The sequence below is a fragment of the Bradyrhizobium sp. genome, assembly GCF_035701725.1.
In the GTDB taxonomy this organism is placed as follows: Bacteria; Pseudomonadota; Alphaproteobacteria; order Rhizobiales; family Xanthobacteraceae; genus Bradyrhizobium.
On record NZ_DASSRP010000254.1, the window covers coordinates 28,941 to 48,219 of the forward strand.

18 protein-coding genes are annotated in these 19,279 nt (G+C 62.2%); 13 read left to right on the plus strand and 5 right to left on the minus strand.

Translation table 11 applies throughout. From position 1 onward, the window contains the following. From VFL62_RS15125 to VFL62_RS15135, 3 genes are read right to left on the minus strand one after another with little or no spacing between them, the layout of a single operon-like run. Positions 1-1,608: an MBL fold metallo-hydrolase gene (locus tag VFL62_RS15125; RefSeq protein ID WP_325173190.1), complete on the minus strand. Its 1,608-nt coding sequence runs from the start codon at positions 1,606-1,608 to the stop codon at positions 1-3. Further along, the gene (locus tag VFL62_RS15130; protein WP_325173191.1) at positions 1,605-2,510 is read right to left on the minus strand and encodes a ribose-phosphate diphosphokinase; all 906 of its coding nucleotides are present in this window, start codon (positions 2,508-2,510) and stop codon (positions 1,605-1,607) included. Before VFL62_RS15130 ends, VFL62_RS15125 begins: the two co-directional genes overlap by 4 nt. An 11-nt stretch (positions 2,511-2,521) precedes the next feature. Beyond that, positions 2,522-4,066: a thymidine phosphorylase family protein gene (locus VFL62_RS15135; protein ID WP_325173192.1), complete on the minus strand. Its 1,545-nt coding sequence runs from the start codon at positions 4,064-4,066 to the stop codon at positions 2,522-2,524. 376 nt (positions 4,067-4,442) lie between these two features. Between VFL62_RS15135 and VFL62_RS15140 the strand changes: the two genes are divergently transcribed. Continuing rightward, positions 4,443-4,607 carry a Flp family type IVb pilin gene (locus VFL62_RS15140; RefSeq protein ID WP_325173229.1) on the plus strand — a complete coding sequence of 55 codons (165 nt, stop codon included), beginning with the start codon at positions 4,443-4,445 and terminating at the stop codon, positions 4,605-4,607. 12 nt (positions 4,608-4,619) lie between these two features. On the opposite strand, the gene VFL62_RS15145 is transcribed toward VFL62_RS15140, so the two are convergent. Continuing rightward, the gene (locus VFL62_RS15145) at positions 4,620-5,585 is read right to left on the minus strand and encodes a Ku protein (RefSeq protein ID WP_325173193.1); all 966 of its coding nucleotides are present in this window, start codon (positions 5,583-5,585) and stop codon (positions 4,620-4,622) included. 274 nt (positions 5,586-5,859) lie between these two features. Here VFL62_RS15145 and VFL62_RS15150 point away from each other — a divergent pair, with 274 nt between their 5' ends. Both VFL62_RS15150 and VFL62_RS15155 read left to right on the plus strand, forming a co-directional pair. Continuing rightward, positions 5,860-6,012: a hypothetical protein gene (locus VFL62_RS15150; RefSeq protein WP_325173194.1), complete on the plus strand. Its 153-nt coding sequence runs from the start codon at positions 5,860-5,862 to the stop codon at positions 6,010-6,012. Between the two features lie 238 nt (positions 6,013-6,250). Then, a complete protein-coding gene (locus tag VFL62_RS15155; protein ID WP_325173195.1) occupies positions 6,251-6,403 on the plus strand; it encodes a hypothetical protein in 153 nt (50 codons plus the stop codon). Between the two features lie 63 nt (positions 6,404-6,466). Here the strand turns inward: VFL62_RS15155 and VFL62_RS15160 are convergent, their stop codons facing one another. Next, positions 6,467-6,829: a VanZ family protein gene (locus VFL62_RS15160; protein WP_325173196.1), complete on the minus strand. Its 363-nt coding sequence runs from the start codon at positions 6,827-6,829 to the stop codon at positions 6,467-6,469. Between the two features lie 227 nt (positions 6,830-7,056). Here VFL62_RS15160 and VFL62_RS15165 point away from each other — a divergent pair, with 227 nt between their 5' ends. From VFL62_RS15165 to VFL62_RS15210, 10 genes are all read left to right on the plus strand, one after another. Further along, entirely contained in the window at positions 7,057-7,725 is a 669-nt protein-coding gene (locus tag VFL62_RS15165) for a metallophosphoesterase (RefSeq protein WP_325173197.1), read from the plus strand. 150 nt (positions 7,726-7,875) lie between these two features. Next, positions 7,876-8,547 (plus strand): response regulator transcription factor, encoded by a 672-nt coding sequence (locus tag VFL62_RS15170; RefSeq protein ID WP_325173198.1) that lies wholly within the window; start codon positions 7,876-7,878, stop codon positions 8,545-8,547. Positions 8,548-8,649: 102 nt separating this feature from the next. Further along, the gene (locus VFL62_RS15175) at positions 8,650-10,026 is read left to right on the plus strand and encodes a sensor histidine kinase (protein WP_325173199.1); all 1,377 of its coding nucleotides are present in this window, start codon (positions 8,650-8,652) and stop codon (positions 10,024-10,026) included. A 139-nt stretch (positions 10,027-10,165) separates the two neighbouring features. After that, positions 10,166-11,560, plus strand: coding sequence for a hypothetical protein (locus VFL62_RS15180; RefSeq protein ID WP_325173200.1), 1,395 nt, complete (start codon positions 10,166-10,168; stop codon positions 11,558-11,560). Between the two features lie 196 nt (positions 11,561-11,756). Next, positions 11,757-12,860, plus strand: coding sequence for a c-type cytochrome biogenesis protein CcmI (gene ccmI, locus VFL62_RS15185; RefSeq protein ID WP_325173201.1), 1,104 nt, complete (start codon positions 11,757-11,759; stop codon positions 12,858-12,860). 57 nt (positions 12,861-12,917) lie between these two features. Then, the gene (gene ccmE / locus VFL62_RS15190; protein WP_325173202.1) at positions 12,918-13,436 is read left to right on the plus strand and encodes a cytochrome c maturation protein CcmE; all 519 of its coding nucleotides are present in this window, start codon (positions 12,918-12,920) and stop codon (positions 13,434-13,436) included. Next, positions 13,433-15,415 (plus strand): heme lyase CcmF/NrfE family subunit, encoded by a 1,983-nt coding sequence (locus VFL62_RS15195; RefSeq protein WP_325173203.1) that lies wholly within the window; start codon positions 13,433-13,435, stop codon positions 15,413-15,415. Before ccmE ends, VFL62_RS15195 begins: the two co-directional genes overlap by 4 nt. Positions 15,416-15,419: 4 nt before the next feature. Further along, positions 15,420-15,902 (plus strand): cytochrome c-type biogenesis protein, encoded by a 483-nt coding sequence (locus tag VFL62_RS15200; RefSeq protein WP_325173204.1) that lies wholly within the window; start codon positions 15,420-15,422, stop codon positions 15,900-15,902. Positions 15,903-16,071: 169 nt separating this feature from the next. Beyond that, the gene (locus VFL62_RS15205; protein WP_325173205.1) at positions 16,072-17,415 is read left to right on the plus strand and encodes a methyl-accepting chemotaxis protein; all 1,344 of its coding nucleotides are present in this window, start codon (positions 16,072-16,074) and stop codon (positions 17,413-17,415) included. Positions 17,416-17,576: 161 nt separating this feature from the next. Next, on the plus strand, positions 17,577-19,166 hold the full coding sequence (locus tag VFL62_RS15210; RefSeq protein ID WP_325173206.1) for a Do family serine endopeptidase: 1,590 nt from the start codon (positions 17,577-17,579) through the stop codon (positions 19,164-19,166). Positions 19,167-19,279: the final 113 nt, after the last annotated feature.

A 19,279-nucleotide genomic window follows, 5' to 3' on the forward strand; every position in this document is an offset into this window, starting at 1 on the left:
CTAGGAAGGTTTGTCCTCGCCGACCAACGCGCGTCGAAGCCTTCGGATAATGACGCCGCGGGCGCGGTCGTCGGCGGCCGCTTGGACCTGATCGTTGATATCGAGCAGTAACTTCGACATCTCGTTGTGCCAGTCGAGGTGGGTGACCGCTTCCGGCGCAAGCCGCCGGCGACGACCGATATCCAGCAAAGATGGCGTGGTACCCGACAGGTCATATATGTCGTCCAGCACCGGCTGATACAGCTTTGCTGCCGGAACAATTCGTTCGGAAAGGCGCTCGGCGAGTCCCGCGATCGCCTGCTCCTCGCCGTGAACGAGAAAGAGACCTTTCTGAATCGGACGGCGCGCGGCGATCCACCGTGCGATCTCCAGCCCGTCCGCATGGCCTGAATAGTCGTCCATCATGCGGATGCGGGCCGCGACCTTGATCTCCTCACCCTGGATTCGGACTGCTTTTGCACCGTCCTGAAGAAAGCGGCCGAGCGTGCCGTGAGCCTGATAGCCGACCAGAAGCACGGTAGCCCGGTTATTCCAAAGCCAGCGCTTGAGATGGTGGCGGATCCGGCCGGCATCGCACATGCCGCTGGCGGCCATGATGATATGAAACCCAGTCAGTCTGGCGATCGATTTGCTTTCGTCGACGCTTTCGGTAAATCGCAGATGCGACGAATTGAAAAGCCGGTTGACGTCGGCAGCGGCATCGAGGCTTGCCGCGTGCTTCCGGAACACCTCGGTTGCGTGAATGGCCAGCGGCGAATCCAGGAAAATGGGAGCCGGTGCAATCTCGCCACGTTCCATCAGATCGACCAGATCGACGATCAGTTCCTGGGTTCTTTCGACCGCGAAGGCTGGAATCAGGAGCGCGCCCCTGGCCGCAGCCGCCTCGCGCACCTCGGCCGCAAGTCGAGCTCGGCGTTGTTGCGGCGTTGTGACTTCGCGAATTCTGTCCCCGTAGGTCGCCTCCGAAATGACGTAGTCGAACCCCGACGGTGCCTTCGGATCCGGCTCGAGCAGCTTGGCGTCCGGTCCGATATCGCCTGAGACGAGAAGGCGCAACGGCGGCCGGCTGGAATTCTCGTCTTCGATTTCGATCTCAATCGAGGCGGATCCGAGCAGGTGGCCGGCATTCCAGTAGCGAGCGCGGACACCGCGTATGGCGCTGACCCATGTTTCGTACTCGACAGGCCGAAAGGATTCCAGCGACCTCACGGCGTCGGCCTGGGTATAGATCGGGTTGACCTCCGCCCTGCCGCGCGCCGAATTGCGCCGATTGAGCGCAACGACTTCCGATTCCTGAATGCTCCCGGCGTCTGGCAGCATATAGGAGCAGAGATCGATCGTTCCTTGCGTGGCCAGGATCTTGCCGGCAAAGCCGTCACGCACGAGTTTCGGCAGCAATCCGCAGTGATCGATATGGGCATGGGTCAAAAGCACGGCGTCGATATCCGCAGGCCGAAATGGAAACGCCCCGTAATTCAGCTCCTTGAGTGTCTTCTGCCCCTGAAACAGCCCACAATCGATCAGCAAGCGTCCCGAACCGGTTTCGAGCAGGAAGCATGCGCCGGTTACGGTGCGCGCTGCACCACAAAATCGGATCGTTGCGGTCATGCTTTGACTCCCGGACAGCCATCGCCGTCCAACTCGCGGCGCAGCGCAGCCGCAAAAATGTCGTCGAGGGGAATTGCGTTCGTGGGGTGGGATACACTCGTGGTCGATCGGACGGAGCGAATTCCGGCCGCTGTGAAGCTGCTTGTCAGCGCTGCCGGGAAAAGCGCGTGCGTGATGACGGCATCGACTGTCGTTGCGCCTGCCGCGGCGAGCGCCCTTGCGCAGGCGATCAAGGTGGCGCCGGATGAAACGATGTCATCGACGAGCAATGCCGGCCGGGCCGCCATCGATGCTGGATCGGAGAAGGATATCTCCACCTCTTTGTCCCCGTGCCGAACTTTTTGTGCAACCGTCCAGGACAGCCCGAGGCGCCCAGCGAGGTCGCTGACCCATGGTTCGGACTCCTTGTCGGGGCCGATTACGATGGTGGCGGGGTCCAGGCCCGATCGGCGCAACGTGTTTGCAATTGCCGGCATCGCGGACAGATTTTCCGCCTCGATGCCTGGGAAGATGGTGCGGATATCGTGGGTCCGATGCAGGTGAGCATCGGTCGTGATGATGCGATCGGCGAGGCCGGTGAGAAGTCGGCCGATGGCTTTCTGACTGATCGCCTCACCCTCGCTGAAGGCGACGTCCTGGCGCATGTAGCAGAGATAAGGCGCCAGCAGCACGAGCCGTCTCGTTCCCGCCCGCCGCAGCGCTTCGCACGCGAATAACAGTGCGATCAATTTGTCGTTTGGCTGATCGAGTGACGCATAAAGAATGGTGGTAGGTGCGGAAGGTCCCACCGTCACCCGCGTTTCCCTGTCCGGAAACCAATGCAAGGCGATTTCATGGAACGGGATGCCGAGCTGCGAGGCGAGGCGCGAGGCATTGCCGGCACTGTCTGGCAAACTCTGCATGACGGCATGATTCACGGCCTGGTCTCGCCTGGCAGCAGGGGCAAGTTCCCGATCGCATAGCCGGTGGCGGCTCTCGAGTTCGTCACCGCAAGATCGCGCTCGGACGAGCCAAACGTGTAGATCCGATAAAGCGGCTCGCCGGCCTCGACACGGTCGCCGATCTTTTTGAACAAGCGGATGCCGGCGCCTTTTTCGAGCGGCGCGCCGGCGGTTCGCGCCAGACGGTTCATTTGCAGACAGTCGATGCCAGAGACCACGCCGTCGCGGTCGGCCAGCACGTCATGGGTCAGTTCTCCGAGTTGCGTTCGACAATTTGACGGACCTTGCGCGTCGATGATCTTGTGCATCTGTCTGAGCGCTGCGCCGCTTTCGAGCAGATCGCGGGCGCGGGCGTAACCGGCACCGCCGCGAAGCCGGGGGTCGTATTCCAGGAGATGGGCTGCCAGCCGCAGGGATTTTTCCCGCAGATCAGTCGGAGCGGCCGGCTCGTTCGCGAGCACGGCCATGACATCCTGGGCTTCGAGAATCGGCCCGATTCCGTTTCCGATCGGCTGGCGGCCATCGGTGGTAATCACCTCCACCGCGATGCCAAAGCGGTCGCCCACGAATTCGAACAGTTTGCGGAGCCGCATCGCTTCCGCGCTATTGACGATCTTGGTGCTCGGGCCGACGGGAATGTCGATCAGGAGGTGGGTGGAACCGGCAGCGATCTTTTTTGACATGATGGACGCGACCATCTGCTCGCGCGTGTCGACGCCGAGCGGTCGCTCCACGGAGATCAGGATGTCGTCGGCCGGCGACAAATTGACGTGCCCGCCCCAGACTAGACAGCCGTTGCACGCCGCGACGATCGCTTTCATTTCTTCGGCGCCGACATTGACCCGCGCCAGCACCTCCATGGTATCGGCGGTGCCGGCAGGAGAGGTGATGGCGCGTGAGGAGGATTTTGGGATCGGCAGTCCGTGCGCCGCCACGATCGGCACGACGACCATCGACGTGCGATTGCCGGGAATGCCTCCGATGCAATGTTTGTCGACGACGATCGGATCGGCCCATTTCAGCTTCGTCCCGGCACCGGCCATGGCGCCGGTCAGCGCGATCAGTTCGTCACTGGTCATGAAGCTGGCCGACCCGATCAGGAACGCCACGATCTCCATGTCGGAATAGCGGTAGTGTGTGAGGTCCTGGACAATGGCAGCGATCTGCCGCGCATCCAGCGCCTGCCCACGGATCTTGGACCTCACGGCTTCGAGGCTTTCGGGCGGTGTGGCCGGCGTAACTGTCACCGAGCTGCCGACTGGCTCGGCGAAGCGTCGCAACGCAGGCTCGGCGAGGCCGATTTCGTCGGGCCCGACGAGTGTATCGTCGTCGGTGATGAGAAGGGTAGCAAGCATGGCTTTCGAGTCGCAGCGCAATTCGACCCGGCTAAATCCACGGAAGATCTCCGCCCGCAATGCCTTTGATTGCCGGGAAAGCACCACGACGTTCTCCCGGCCGGTATCGAGATTGACGCTGCGAATTCGCAGTCGAGGGCGGTTGGTTTCAGCGGATCTCATGAGACAAACCGGTTTTGAACGTCCAAGAATCTAAGCGGTTGCGGGTCCGGCCGCTTGACCCAAATCATGCTTTTCCCGGCCTTGTGCCGTCGAGGGCATCGAGGTTATGGAGCTCTCACGGCGTCCGGCGCCGACCTATGCAAGACGGCCTGCTCGCGACAAAAAATCGCCGCCGGCCGTGTCCGCCAGCGGTGCACGGGTCTGATTTATCCATCACGGACAATGGGTTATCTGGAAATCGAGCGCCCGAGGCCGCTACAATTAATGGCCCATTCAGGCTCTTCTTCAAGGCAGCCGTAACCAATCGGATTTACATTCCGCCGTCAGTGGAAGGCGATGCATGCAAGTGCTCGGATCGAGCGGGCAGGAGTTTGGGATGTCAGTGTTGGTTTCACGGTTTTTCCGGGACGAAAGCGGTGCGACGGCAATCGAATATTGCCTCATTGCCGCCGGCCTCAGCATCGTGATTCTCACGGCGGTCAACGGCATCGGCTCGACGCTCAGCGGCAAGTTCACGTCGGTCAACGCGTCGTTGAAATAGCAGCTTCCGCTTCTATCCTGCTTTTCTTGCCCGCGCGGAACCACGTGCGGGCTTTTTTGCGGGCGCCGCTCTGGTGTCGGCTTTGGCTTCTTCTTTCGCCGCTCGTTTGCCGCTGATCGGCAGCAGCATCTCGCGCTGGCCTTCGATGCGTTTCTTCGGCTTCTTGCCCTTTGCCTTGGTGGCCGGGGCGGGCGCCTGCCGCTCGGTGGCGAGGCTGCGCTTGAGCGCATCCATCAGGTTGATCACATTGCCGGCGGTCTTGGGGGTGGCCTTGGCGGTGGGACGAATACCTGCGCGCTTTTTGTTGATGAGATCGATCAGCGCGGTCTCATAGTGATCCTCGAACTTCTCGGGTTCGAACGAGGCGGATTTCTTTTCCACGATGTGCTTGGCAAGATCCAGCATGTCTTTGGTGACTTTGACGCTCTGGATGTCGTCAAAATACTCGTTTTCGTTGCGCACCTCGTAAGGGTAGCGCAACAGAGTTCCCATCAGGCCCTGACCCAGCGGTTCCAGCGCCACGATGTGCTCGCGATTGGTGAGCACCACGCGGCCGATCGCAACCTTGTTCATGCTGCGAATGGTTTCGCGGATCACGGCAAACGCGTCGTGACCTACCTTGCCGTCGGGCACGAGGTAATAGGGGCGGATCAGGTAGCGGCTGTCGATATCGGCCTTGGGAACGAATTCGTCGATTTCGATCGTATGGGTGGATTCCAGCGCGACGTCTTCGAGTTCTTCCTTCGAAACCTCGATGTAGGTATCGGTATCGACCTTGTAGCCCTTGACGATATCCTCGGAGGCGACTTCCTCGCCCGTATCGGCATCTACCTTGGCATATTTGATGCGGTGGCCGGTCTTTCGGTTGATCTGGTTGAAGGAGACCTTCTCGGTGTCCGACGTCGCGGGATAAAGCGCGACAGGGCAGGTGACCAGCGAAAGCCGCAGGAAACCCTTCCAATTGGCACGGGGGGCCATGGGATACTCCTCAGACGCAACACGAAAAATCCGACGATACCACCGCACGGTTCCTTTTTGAACAAGCCCGGGCGGGATTCTGATAACGGCGTTAACCGCACCAGAGTTGCGGCCGAAAGAGGGGGCCGGCCAAACGCGTGAGGCGCCCTGATCCAACGCTCGACACGGCCGATCACGGTTGGAACGGACCGGAACATGATCGAAAATCGGGCGTTGCTCCCGCGTGCCGCAAAGCTAGAGAACGGGGCAGCCCTCAAAGTGGATTGAGGCTATCATGGCAGTGCAACAAGAACACCGCGTCGTGGAAACTCCGACGGAGGCACGGCAGGGCGAACCCGGACCGTCGGTGTTGGCGCTGCTGGCCGTCTCGACCGGACTTGCCGTTTTGATCCTGGGTGTTGTCTGGTTCGTGTTCTTCCGCACCTGAACGGGTTCCGCGGAACAGCCTGAAGCTGGCCGTCGTGACTGGTCCCCGTGTTATTCCGGTATCCGTGCTAATCCGGTTTTTCAGCGATCGCGAATCGCGCCATGATCACGCGGTGAGAATTTGCCCGGATCGTTGCGATCTCATGGCAAGACGATGCAGGGTGAGTTTTCCGCTTAAATCATCATGTCGCCCTGATCCGGGCGATTGATAAGCGCGGGGGGATAACCGGATGCACGCGATGCTCACTCTCTTCCTTCAGTCCTCGATCTTCGTGACGGGATTTCTGGCCGGTTACGTCATTTGCGCGTGGCGGTCGCATCGGCGACGGGCGCAGTTCGCGACCATTGGGCCGCGCATCTCGATGTTCGGCCATACCCGCCGCGCGTTCTAGCTTTCGCATCGTCTCGCGACGGCGCATGCCGAGCAGCCGGACGATGCCGCCCGGCTTGCCATCTCAGATCGAGTTGTCGCTCTGGATCGGCTTCAGGCGAAGCAGGAACGAGACCATCTGCCCGATACAGATTCCGCTGATTGCTCCGAGCGCCTTCACCAAGGCGTCAGCGGCACGGCCGTGACGGTCGGGCGTTAACAGCTGAAGCATCTCGAGGCCGACCGCGGCACCGACTACAATCGCAAAAACCAGCAAGACGCGGTTGGGATAAGCCAGCGCGAAGGCAAGGCCGATCAGCGCAAAGGCGGCGAAGTGTTCCAGATGCGGGGTTGCGAGTGAGGGGCGGGCGTCAATTGGCGACAGCGTCGCAAAGACGACGAAGCCGAGCGCTAGCCAGCCGGCGATGGCCGATAGTCTGTGAATCATGTCTGCTTGGTAAGCTACAACGGATGTGATCTCAACCTGTTTGAAGCGCTCCTTTCGGCGCAGAGTTACTTTGTCCGCAGGCCTTGAGTTTCTTGCGGCTGGCGGCAGTTTGGTAAACGCCAGGGGGGCGGGACCTCGTATCTGCCGGCGGTTCACCGCTTTGTGTCCTTTTGACCGGCATGCGCATTACGTTCATGTGAAGAGCGAGAGCGGACGCGGTATCAGCCATGAGCAGCACCTTCGTCATCCCGGATATCCATGGCCGGCTGGATCTGCTGGACAGCGGTCTTGCTGAAATTGCCGCCCGGTCCGCCAATCGCAGGGACACCGTCGTCACGATCGGCGATTACGTCGACAAGGGGCCGGCAAGCAAGGGCGTGATCGAGCGGCTGCGATCGGGCCTGGACGGACTCGAACTGATCGCGCTGAAGGGCAACCACGATGCGATGATGGTCGGCGCGTTACGGAACGGCTCGAATATGGATGACTGGTTGGCGAAAGGTGGCGATGCCGTGCTCGCATCCTACGGCGGCGATCCGGCCAACGTGCCGCCGGCAGACACTGATTGGCTCGATCGGCTGCGGCTGTTTCATGTCGACCGCCATCGTCTGTACGTGCACGCAGGCGTTGATCCCGCGACACCGCTGGAGCGCCAGAGCGAAGAGACGCTGCTGTGGAAGCGATATCCGAAAGGATATTCCGAAGGCTTCGGCAAGCTGCACGTCGTTCACGGCCACGACAATCATCCCGACGGCCCGCTGCTTTATCAAGGCCGAACCAATCTCGATACGCTTGCCTGGCGGACGGGGCGATTGACGATCGGTGTGTTCGACGATGACCGGCCGGGCGGCCCGGTCGATTTGATCATCGTCAAGGGCGTCCCCGCAGCGGGTTAACGATTGAGGGGCCCTCACGGATTCCCCGGCAAACCCGTTGAAAGCCGTTGTGAAGAAAAAGTAATCTTGCGGATGTCCGCCGTTCATAACCCGTTCACGACGGCCGCGCTCATCTTGCGTCTTAGATTACAACGATATTTGGAGACCCACGTGCGCTTACTTGTCGTCGAGGATGATCCGGATCTCAACCGCCAACTCACCACGGCGCTGACGGACGCCGGCTACGTGGTCGATCGCGCCTTCGATGGCGAGGAGGGGCATTTCCTCGGCGACAGCGAACCTTATGACGCGGTCGTGCTGGACATCGGCCTGCCCAAGATGGATGGCATCTCGGTGCTGGAGGCCTGGCGCCGCAACGGACGTTCGATGCCGGTCCTCATCCTGACGGCGCGCGACCGATGGAGCGACAAGGTCCAGGGATTTGATGCCGGCGCCGACGACTATGTCGCCAAGCCTTTTCACCTCGAGGAAGTCCTGGCGCGCATTCGTGCGTTGCTGCGCCGTTCGACCGGTCACGCGCAATCGGAGCTGACCTGCGGTCCGGTGTCGCTCGATACCCGCACCGGCCGCGTCAGCGTGTCCGGCAACCCGATCAAAATGACCTCGCACGAATATCGATTGCTTGCCTACCTGATGCATCACACCGGACGTGTGGTGTCGCGCACCGAACTGGTCGAGCATCTCTACGATCAGGATTTCGACCGCGACTCGAACACGATCGAGGTGTTCGTGGGCCGTATCCGCAAGAAGCTCGATGTCGACATCATCCAGACGGTTCGCGGGCTCGGCTATCTGCTGACGCCGCCCGCGGCAGGCCGTTGATCGGACATCTCCTGATGTGCTCTGTTGCGGCATTGGCCGCCTGTCATTCGGCTCTTTGAGCGGGTATAGACACGGCCGCAAATCGTTCGGGATGATGCCCTGATGCGCCGCAGCTCGCTTGCGACCCGGTTGTTTCTGTCCGCGACCGCATGGGTGGTGGTGATTCTGCTGATCACCGGCGTCATCCTGTCGTCGGTCTACCGTGACGCTACCGAACGTGCGTTTGATCGCCGCCTCAATCTTTATCTGCGAACCCTGGTCGCCGAAGTGGCGACGCCGGACGAGCCGCCGGACCGTCAATTCCAGTCACTGGGCGAGCCGCTGTTCGAACTGCCGCTGTCGGGCTGGTACTGGCAGATCACGCGCACCGACACCGAAAAGGACGATGCGCGGGCGTCCCGCTCGCTGTGGGACAAGAAGCTGCCGAAACTGGAGGACCATGGCAGCGAGCTGAGCGCCGCAGGCATTCGCATCGGCTATGTCGAGGGGCCGGAGGGGCAGACCTTGCGGATGGTGGAGCGTCCGGTCGATCTTGGCGCCGACGGCAAGTTCCTTGTCGATGTTGCCGGCGATGCTTCGGAGATTTTCGACGAGACGCGCAACTTCGACTACTATCTCGGCGGCACGTTTCTCGCGCTTTCGATCGTGCTGGTTCTGACCACGATTTTCCAGGTGCGTTTCGGACTGGCGCCGCTCAAACGGATTTCCGACGCCATCGCAGATATCAGGTCCGGACGTGCCGAAAGGCTGGAGGGCGAGTTTCCCGTCGAGATCGCGCCGCTGGCGCGCGAAACCAATGCCTTGATCGACGCCAACCGGGAAATCGTCGAACGCGCCCGCACCCATGTCGGCAACCTCGCTCATGCGATCAAGACGCCGCTGTCAGTGATCGTCAACGAGGCCACATCGCATTCGTCCGATCCGTTTGCTTCCAAGGTTCTCGAACAAGCGGACGTGATGCGCGACCAGGTCGCTCACCATCTGGAGCGGGCGCGGATCGCCGCACGTGTCACCATCGTCGGCACCGTCACGGAAGTCGAACCGGTCGTGGACGCTTTGCGCCGGACCATGGAAAAAATTCATCGCGACCGCGGCGTCGTCATCGAAGTCTCCGCTGGCGCGAAAGCGAAATTTCGTGGCGAGCGCCAGGATCTTGAGGAGATGGTCGGCAACCTGGTCGATAATGCCTGCAAGTGGGCGGCCTCTCGCGTCTTCATCGAGGTTCTGCTTGAGGAGCCCAAGCAGGCCGGTGCCGCGCCCATGCTGCGTATCATGGTCGATGACGATGGGCGCGGTCTTTCGGAGAAAGAGCGGGCCCAGGTGTCCCGCCGCGGCCAGCGGCTCGACGAATCCAAGCCGGGCTCCGGGCTTGGCTTGTCGATCGTAACCGATCTTGCGGGCCTCTATGGCGGCAGCCTGACCCTCGGCCACGCGCCAATCGGAGGCTTGCGGGCGGAGCTTCGGTTGCCGGCAGCCTAGCACTATGCAACCTTCAGTAGATTTTATGCCGCGAACCACCCTCTACGTTTGACATCCTAAACGACTTCTTAACACGCGGGCTCGTACTATGCCCCGGCGGGCGTATTGATGCCGCGCCGTAAAGCTGCATTCCGGGCGCATGAGCCAGACATCCACCGAACGGCTGAGGGACTATCTCGCCAAGCTGTCGCCGCAGTCGCAGGCGCTGCTGATGCGGGAGTTCGAGCGTGCGGTCGAGCGGGGCGAGGAAATTGCCGTCGCCAATTTCGTGCTGGAGCAGTTGCGCAGGATTGTACGCGGCGCCGACGATGAGGCGAGGCCGCGCACCGACAATCCGACGCGGGTGTTGTTCCATCCGCTGGAACCATTCCTGGTCGAGGGCAATGGGTCGGTGCGCCAGGGCCAGCTTCGGCGTACCTCGCTGGTACCGGTGTGGCAGTGGCTCGCGCGCGAAGGGTCGCCGGACCTTGCACGCGAACTCGAAGCGGCTCTTGCCGCGGGTCCGGAGAACGGCACCTCGCCGCAGATCGAAGCCGCCGCGCGAAAGCTTCAGCTCGCTGCCGCCGAAGCGCTGCTCGCCGTCACAGCGCCGGGCAACGACGACCGCCGTGCGCTGTCGCGCATTGGGCCGCCGGCCGTGATTGAGGACCTGCCCTCGATTGCCAGCCTTTTGCGGGCGCGGGAGGCGGTCGATACGCTCAACAGTCGGCTTCCCAGCTATATGCGGGCTTTCAACGACTCGCAGATCGAGGCGGCGGTCGCAGCGCTCAATGTGCCCTCGTTGCAGACGCCGCAATTGCTGCCGTTCGCCCTGTCGCTGATTGCGCAGCGGCTTGCGGCGCCATGGCAGATCATTCGTCTGGCAATCCGCATGGCGGCCTCCGATGATGAAATGCGGGTGGCTTCGACGCCCTACGGCATGGCGGTCTCCATTGCCTTGTATGACCTGTCGCGCCTCGCGGCAACATTGCGCGTCGACATCAAGCGCGGTCGTTTCGCCGAAGTCTCCGAACACCTGAAAACCCTGCACGACGGCGTTCGCGGGTTGCGGACCGAACTCGATCTGCGCCAGGATTCAGCCTGGGGCAGGCAGCTGGCTTCGATCCGCGCCGACATATCCAGCGCTCTGCAGTCGGAAATCGACAGCGTACCCGGCCGCGTCAGGCGGCTGCTGCGCCAACGCGCCGAAAAGGACATCGCTGCCGCGCCGGCGATCAACTCCGGCGATGTCGAAGAGACCGCCGCCCTGATCGAGTTCGTCGCGGTGTGCCGCACCTATGCCGGCGAACTCGCGATCAACGAAGTGACGATGCGGACATATTCGGACCTGCAGCACTATGTCGAGCAGTCGACCGAGGCGCTGGTGCAGTCGCTCCGTGGCAGCGAGGGCAAGGCGCGCACCTACCGTCAGGCTCAGGTGACCGCCGCCATTCGGTTCTGCGATGTGCTGTTTGGCGCCGACTACGCCTCGCTGATGAGCAGGGCGGCCGAAAACGCCATGACCGGCGAGCGCAAATCCTCGCGCACAGCTTGATCCGGCGGGGTTCGGACCGGTCATTTTGCCGGTCTCGAGGCCAAGTTTAGGTCGATTATTTCAACAGAAATTTCAGCATCTTACCTTCATCCCGTCAAATTGATATTTGTCAATTGCCCGCACCCATCGGCTGTGGTGTAAAGCGGCCGAACGGGTGCCCACACTGGTTTTGCGCCGCTTCACCGGAACTTGCTTGATGACATTGTGGTTCGTGTTCGCGCTGATGACGGCCGCGGCGGTTTTTGCCGTGCTCTGGCCGCTTGGCCGGGCTGGCCAGCCGCAACGGGACGGCAGCGAAACAACCGTCTACCGCGACCAGCTCAGCGAACTCGACCGCGATGCGGCTGCGGGCCTCATCAATCCGCCCGAAGCGGCTGCCGCGCGCGTCGAGATCGGCCGCAGGCTGCTCGCCGCCGCCGATAGCGAGCGCGAGGTCACCGCGGGTTCGAATGTCCGACTGCGCCGTTTCGCGGCCGTTGTTGCCCTTGCCGGATTGCCGCTTGTTGCAGTCGGGCTCTACTACCCGCTGGGTTCGCCTGATTTGCCCGATTTTCCGTTGGCGCAGCGAAGCCGTTCGCCTGAAGGCACGCAATCGCTTGAGAACATGATCGCACAGGTCGAGCAGCACCTTGCCGCAAATCCGACCGATGGCCGCGGCTGGGGCATCCTTGCGCCGGTGCTCGCAAGAGTGGGACGTATCGATGATGCGATCCGCGCGTTCCGGAACTCGATCACCTACAACGGCGAAAACGCCGCGCGCCGCGCCGATCTCGGCGAGGCGTTGGTGGGTGCGGCCGGCGGGGTTGTCACCGCCGAAGCCAAGACCGAATTCGAGCGGGCGCTGGCGCTGGACGCCAGCGAAGTGAAAGCGAGTTATTTCCTGGGGCTGGCCGCCGAACAGGACGGCCGCGCCGCAGAGGCGGCCTCGATCTGGCGCGGCATGCTGGAAAAGGCGCCGCCGAACGCACCCTGGCGTTCCCTGGTGCAGGCTGCATTGGTTCGGGTCGGCGGCGCGCCGGCTCCGGCGTTGTCGAACGAGGCGATGGCTGCCGCGAAAGACATGAGCGAGACCGATCGCAGCGCCATGATCCGCAGCATGGTCGAGCGGCTGGCCACGCGCCTGCGCCAGAATGGCGACGACGTCGAGGGATGGTTGCGCCTGGTCAAGGCCTATATGGTTCTGGGCGATGCCGACAAGGCCAAGGCAGCCTCATCGGACGCCCGGCAGGCGGTCGCAAAAGATCCCGAGCGGCTGCGCGAACTGAATGATGGTCTGAAGAATCTGGGCCTCGATGGATGAGGGGCGCTGGATGACGGCGATGGGCGAAATGGCGCGGTGGCGCAAAAGAGGCAGTCAATGACACGCAAGCAACGGCGTCTGACCATTATCGGCGGCTCGCTTGCCGTGCTCGCGGTCGCCGCCGCGCTGGTGCTCAACGCGATGCGCGATTCGATCGTATTCTTTTCGACGCCGCAGATGGTGGCTGAAAAGCATATTCAGCCGGGCAAGCGCTTCAGGCTCGGCGGCCTCGTGCAGCCCGGATCGCTCGTGCGCGGCGACAATCTGAAGGTCAGTTTCGAAGTGGCCGATGGCAGTTCCAAATTGCCGGTATCGTATCAGGGAATTCTGCCCGACCTTTTCCGCGAGGGGCAGGGTGTGGTCGCCGAAGGTGCGCTCGATGCCTCGGGCGTCTTCAAGGCTGATACCGTTCTCGCCAAGCACGACGAGAACTACATGCCCAAGGATGTCGCCGACGCCCTGAAGAAACAGGGACATTGGAAAGACGAATACGAAGCAAAAGCGAAAACCGGCAAGCGGGCGGATGACAGTGCTGCGGCCAATACCACACAACGCGAGCAGGGAGCGGTGCGGTGATTGCCGAAAGCGGACATTACGCGCTGGTGCTTGCTTTTGGCCTTGCGCTGATTCAGTCGACGGTGCCGATCCTGGGCGCCCGCTGGCGTGAATATTCGCTGATGAACGTCGCGCGCTCGACGGCGGTGGCGCAGTTGATGTTCGTCGCGGCGTCCTTTGCGGCGCTGGTCACGCTCCACGTCGCCTCGGATTTTTCCGTCCTCAACGTGTTTGAAAATTCGCATTCGATGAAGCCGCTGATCTACAAGATTACCGGCGTGTGGGGAAACCACGAAGGCTCGATGCTGCTCTGGGTGTCGATCCTGGCGTTGTTCGGCGGCCTGGTTTCGATCTTCGGCAACAACCTGCCGATAACGCTGCGGGCGCACGTGCTGGCGGTGCAGGCCTGGATCGCCAGCGCCTTCTATCTCTTCATTCTGACGACCTCCAATCCTTTCCTGCGGATCGCTGATCCGCCGATCGAAGGCCAGGATCTCAATCCGATCCTGCAGGACATCGGTCTCGCCGTACATCCGCCGATGCTTTATCTCGGCTATGTCGGCTTCTCGATTTCGTTTTCCTTTGCGATTGCGGCGCTGATCGAGGGCCGGATCGACGCCGCCTGGGCGCGCTGGGTGCGGCCGTGGACGCTGATTGCCTGGATATTCCTCACCACCGGCATCGCAATGGGGTCTTACTGGGCCTACTACGAACTGGGCTGGGGCGGTTGGTGGTTCTGGGACCCGGTCGAGAATGCCTCGCTGATGCCGTGGCTCGCCGGCACCGCACTGTTGCATTCTCTGGTCGTGATGGAGAAGCGGAACGCGCTCAAGGTCTGGACCATCCTGCTGTCGATCCTGACCTTCTCGCTGTCCCTGCTCGGTACCTTCCTGGTGCGCTCGGGGGTGCTGACTTCGGTGCATGCCTTCGCCAACGATCCCCGGCGCGGCGTCTTTATTCTGTTGATCCTGTGCGTCTTCATCGGCGGCAGTTTGTCGCTTTACGCCTTGCGCGCTTCCTCGCTCAAGCAGGGCGGCCTGTTTGCGCCGATCTCGCGGGAAGGAGCACTCGTGCTCAATAACCTGCTGCTCACGACATCCTGCGCGACGGTTTTTGTCGGAACGCTTTATCCGTTGGCGCTGGAGGTCATGACGGGTGAGAAGATTTCGGTCGGCGCGCCGTTCTTTAATCTTACCTTTGGGCCGCTATTTGTTCCGTTGCTGGTCGCGCTTCCCTTTGGACCGTTGCTGGCCTGGAAGCGCGGCGATCTGCTCGGCGCCGCCCAGCGCCTGATGGCCGCCGGCATCGCCGCATTCTTCGTGCTCGCACTGGTTTGGGCCTGGACTCAAGGCGGCAGCACATTCGCGCCGCTGGCGATCGGCCTGGGGGCTTTTGTCATCGTCGGCGCCGTGATCGATATCGTCGAACGCATCGGACTGTTCCGGCTGCCGCCTGGCGTCGCGTTTCAGCGCGCCCGCGGACTGCCGCGCTCGGCCTGGGGCACGATGTTCGCCCATGCCGGCATCGGCGTCGCGCTGATCGGCATCGTGTGCGAGACGACGTGGAACAGCGAGAATATCAGAACAATGAGAGCCGGCGATGTCACCAACATCGCAGGCTACGAGCTGAGGCTCGACAGCTTGACGCCGCTTCAGGGCCCGAACTACCGCGAGACGGCCGCTAAATTCAACGTGCTGCTCGGCGGGCAGCCGATCGCCACCATGACGCCCTCGAAGCGCAACTTCACCACGCGCGGTGCTACGACGACGGAAGCGGCGCTGCTCTCGCGCGGCGCGAGCCAGCTCTACATTTCCCTTGGCGATGTCAGCCCCGACGGCGCCGTTGCCGTGCGGATCTACCACAAGCCCCTCGTGCTCCTGATCTGGTTCGGACCGGTGCTGATGGCCTTTGGCGGCGTGCTGTCGCTGTCGGATCGTCGCCTGCGGGTGGGAGCGCCGAAGCCGGCAAAGTCCATGCGCGGGTTGCAGGCGGCGGAGTGACCCTTTGAAGCGCGCTTTGTTCGCATTGATGATGCTGATGACGATGGCGACGGCAGCTCAAGCCGTGCTGCCGGACGAGATCATGTCAGATGCGGCAAAGGAGGCGCGGGCGCGGGACTTGTCGCGCGAATTGCGCTGCATGGTCTGTCAGAACCAGTCGATCGACGATTCGGAGGCGCCGCTGGCCCGCGACCTGCGGCTCCTCGTTCGCGAACGGATCGCTGCCGGCGATAGCGACGCGCAGGTGATGGACTTCCTGGTGGCGCGTTATGGTGAGTTCGTCCTTTTGAAGCCACGACTCAACTCGCACACTTGGCTGCTCTGGTTTCTGACGCCGCTTGCGCTCGCGGCAGGTGCTACGGCGTTATGGGCCAACAGCCGCCGGAGAGCGAAAAGCGTACCCGAGGCGCCTGCGGCGCTCTCGGCCGAAGAAGAAGAAAAGCTTGCAGCCCTCATGTCTGCTGACGCGCCGCCGGAAAAATCCTGACGTCTCCTGCTGCCACCAGTTGAGAGTTATTCGCAGCCGAAGCACTGCCTACGTATTTGTACGGAGGCAATGGCAGGCCGTATGCGGACATTGCGCGTCGCTAGCTTCATGCAATTTTGACCTTTGTCTGAAAATTTGCCGGCATGTTTCACGTCAACCAAGTGCGCTCATGTTCTCCGACAGCAAATTGACGATTCGTTTTCTGGTTGGCGCTGTCGTTGCCTCCCTTCTGTTCCTGCTTGCGATCGGCGGTGGCACCGGCTTTGTCGCCGTGCTCTATCTCAACAATGAGATCACCTCGCTGGCCCCAGAGTTCGCTGCGCTGAGCGGGCCGGGCCGCGACCACGCGCAGCACATCTACCAGGACGCGCAGGCGGCATTCTCCTATTTTCTCACCGCTTGTCTTGTGATCGCGATTTTCGCCGCGGTCGTTTGTCTGACGGCCTATTTCGCAGTTCGTAACGGTATTATGCGGCCGCTTGCGGCGATCGTGCATGCGATGCGCGAGGTCGCCGATCAGAAATTCGACACGCCGATTCCGGGATTGGGCGGCTCCAACGAGATCGGGCTGCTCGCCGGTGCGCTTCAAGTCTTCAAGACCAACGGGATCGAGCGCTTGCGTTTGACCGAGCAGAAGCTCGAGGAAGCGCGCCGCCAGAGCGACCGGTCCCGGTATCTTGACGGTCGCATCCACGAGTTCAACGACCTCGTCGCGAGCGTCGTCGCCAGCGTCGCGTCATCAGCGGTGCATCTCAAAAGCAACGCCGAGACGCTGTCGCAGGTGGCGAACGAAACCACCGGCAAAGCCAATTCTGTAGCAATGGCCGCGGAGCAAGCCAGCACGAGCGTGCAGGTGGTGGCCCGATCGACCGAGGAGATGACCACCTCCATCGGTACGATCAGCCGCCGCGTCTCTGATGCAAGCCAGCGCGCCGAGGGCGCGGCCGCCGAGGCTGAGAAGAGCCGCGATACCATCCACACGCTGTCGGAAGCGGCGGAGAAGATCGGCACTGTCGTGCAACTCGTGCAGGCGATTGCCTCGCAGACCAATCTGCTTGCGCTGAACGCCACCATCGAGGCGGCGCGGGCAGGGGAAGCCGGCAAGGGGTTTGCGGTTGTGGCTTCCGAGGTGAAGAATCTCGCGCACCAGACCAGCAAGGCTACCGAAGAGATCTCTGCCCAGGTTGGCAACATCCAGGGCATCACCGCGGAGACGTGCAGCGCCATCGACGCCATCTCCGCCACGCTCGCCGAGATCAATGAGATCATGTCCGGTATCGAGGTCGATACCGATCGGCAGCGGAACTCGACGCAGGATATTTCCCGAAGCGTCCTGGACGCCGCCCGGGGCACGTTGGAGGTCTCCAACCATATCGGCCAGATCACGGCGAGCTCGGCGCAAACCGGGAAAATGGCGGGCGAGGCGCTCGCGGCCGCCGCTGACCTGTCGCAGCAGGCGACAACCTTGAAGCGGGAAGTCGACGACTTCATCCGCAACGTGAAAGCAAGCTGAGAACATACCGGTCAGCCTGCGATAATCCGCCGCATTCGATCGGCTGTTCATTACCAAAGTTTAATTCCCTCGCCAGCGCGTCGTAAGGCGTAAATCCCCATGTTTGGGGCCTGCAGGTATACGCCCCGCACCATTCCGATTCAGGCTCTGGAGAAGTTTTTATGACCGATCGTCCCACCGATCTTTCCACGCTTCCGTCTTACCGGGCACCGCGCCGTTCCCTGTTGTCTGCGCGCAAATTGGCGCTGATGGCCTCGGTGGTCGCCGGTCTTGGCGTGGCGGTCTACGGCTTCGGCCCCTCGGGCGGCCCCGTCGACCTCTTCAGCACCAGTGCGCACGCGCAGGTCAACAACGAGGTCCGCAAGGTCGCCCAGCCGATCGGCTTTGCCGATATCGTCGAGCGGGTGAAACCGTCTGTGATCTCGGTCAAGGTCAATATCAACGAGAAGGTTGCGAAAAACGATAATGGCGACAACGACGATTCGTCGCCGTTCCAGCCGGGCTCTCCGATGGAGCGCTTCTTCCGTCGGTTCGGCGGGGGCGATCTGCCGCCGGGGCTGCGCGCCATCCCGCGCGGCCGCGGCATGGTGACCGGACAAGGCTCGGGCTTCTTCATCTCGGCTGACGGTTTCGCCGTCACCAACAACCACGTGGTCGACGGCGCCGACAAGGTCGAGGTCACGACCGACGACGGCAAGACCTTCACCGCGAAGGTCATCGGAACCGATGCGCGCACCGACCTCGCCCTAATCAAGGTCGAGGGCGGTTCGAATTTCCCGTTCGCCAAATTGTCCGATGGCAAGCCCCGCATCGGCGATTGGGTGCTCGCGGTCGGCAATCCCTTTGGGCTCGGCGGCACCGTGACCGCAGGTATCGTGTCGGCCAGCGGCCGCGACATCGGCAACGGTCCTTATGACGATTTCATCCAGATCGACGCGCCCGTGAACAAGGGCAACTCGGGCGGCCCGGCCTTCAACACTGAAGGCGAAGTCATGGGCGTCAACACCGCGATCTATTCGCCATCGGGCGGCAGCGTCGGCATTGCGTTCTCGATCCCGTCCTCCACGGTGAAGAGCGTGGTCGCCCAACTCAAGGACAAGGGCTCGGTGAGCCGCGGCTGGATCGGCGTGCAGATTCAGCCGGTCACGCCCGACATCGCCGACAGTCTCGGTATGAAGAAAGCGGAAGGTGCGCTGGTTGCGGAACCGCAGGCCAACGGTCCAGCGGCCAAGGCCGGCATTGAATCCGGCGACGTGATCACGGCAGTCAACGGCGAATCCGTCAAGGACGCCCGTGAACTCGCCCGCACCATCGGTGGTCTTTCGCCGGGAACCGCGGTCAAGCTCAATGTGCTGCACAAGGGCCAGGACAAGGTGGTCAACCTCAGCCTCGGCCAGTTGCCGAATACGATCGAGGCCAAGGCGGATACCGACAACAGCGACAAGGGCGGTGCGAACCGTGGAACCGATGTGCCCCGGCTCGGCTTGACTCTTGCGCCGGCCAACAGCGTTGCCGGAGCCGGCAAGGAAGGCGTCGTGGTTACCGACGTCGATCCGAAGAGCGCGGCGGCCGAGCGCGGGTTCAAGGAAGGCGACGTTATTCTGGAGGTCGCCGGAAAGAGTGTGACGAATGTCGCAGATGTGCGCGAGGCGATTGCAGCCGCGCGCAGCGATAACAAGAATAGCGTCCTGATGCGGGTCAAGAGCGGCGGCTCTTCGCGCTTTGTCGCGATCCCGCTGGCGAAAGGCTAGACGCCCGGTGCGCGACGAAATGGAGGGTGCCGTCGGCATAATCGCCCCCGCCGACGCTGCTTTCCTCGGGGGTGGGTCGTGAGCCCGCTCCCTTGACTACCTTCCGGTGGAAA